Consider the following 1,127-nt stretch of genomic DNA (forward strand, 5'->3'; position numbering starts at 1 on the left):
CCCACGCTGCTGCTCGACGGACCCACGATCGTCGTCTCGCCGCTCATCGCGCTCCAGCGTGACCAGGTGACCAGCCTGCTCAAGGCCGACGCGGGCGGCGCCGTGGCGGTGAACTCGACCACCTCCGTAGCGGCCGGGCTGGAGAAGGTGACGACCGGGGATGCGGCGTTCGTGTTCCTGTCCCCGGAACAGCTGGCCAAGCCCGACGTCGTCGAACGGCTCGCGCAGGCCGGGCCGTCGCTGATCGTGATCGACGAGGCCCACTGCGTCTCGTCCTGGGGGCACGACTTCCGCCCCGACTATCTGCGGCTTGGGAAGGTCATTGAGCGTCTGGGGCATCCGCCGGTGGTGGCGATGACCGCCACCGCTGCGCCTAACGTCCGCGAGGAGATCGTCCGCTCGCTCGGACTGGCCGACCCGGTGGAGATCGTCAGGGGGTTCGACCGGCCGAACATCTCGCTGGAGGTCCGGCGGTTCGTCCGGGCGGGGGACAAGAGCCAGGCGCTGGTCGAGGACGCCGCCTCCCGCGATGGTCTCGGCCTGGTGTACGTCGCCACCCGCAGGGAGACCGAGGAGTACGCGGCGGCGCTGGCCGGCAGGGGCCGCCGGGCCGAGCCGTACCACGGGGGCATGCGGACCGCCGAACGCACCCGCGTACACGAGCTGTTCACCGCGGGAGACGTGGACACCGTCGTCGCGACGTCGGCGTTCGGGATGGGCATCGACCGGCCCGATGTGCGCTACGTGCTGCACGCCGAGCCGCCGGAGTCGCCCGACGCGTACTACCAGGAGATCGGCAGGGCGGGCCGGGACGGCGCGCCGGCCTCGGCAGTGCTGTTCTACCGGCAGGAGGATCTGGGCCTGCGCCGCTTCTTCACCGGCGGCCGAGCCGACGGCGAGGCGCTGCTGCGCGTGGCGACGCTGGCTCGCGAGCATGCCGGTACGGTGCCCGCCCGCGAGTTGGCCGCGCTGCTCAAGGTGAGCACGTCACACCTGGCCAGGCTCGTCAACCTGCTGGAACGGGCGGGCGCGCTCTCCGTGACCGACACCGGCGACCTGCGGTACGCCTCTGGCAGGCTGACGCCGGAGCAGGCCGCCGCGCGGGCGGCCGAGATGGACGAGGCGCG

The 1,127-nt window shown here is 72.6% G+C and carries 1 protein-coding gene; it reads left to right on the forward strand.

What is annotated here, in order from left to right; all coding sequences use genetic code 11:
• On the forward strand, window positions 1–1,127 hold a 1,127-nt coding region (locus tag EJK15_RS69475; RefSeq protein ID WP_138720953.1), incomplete at both ends, for a RecQ family ATP-dependent DNA helicase.

Source organism: Nonomuraea basaltis (assembly GCF_005893125.1).
Lineage (GTDB): Bacteria > Actinomycetota > Actinomycetes > Streptosporangiales > Streptosporangiaceae > Nonomuraea > Nonomuraea basaltis.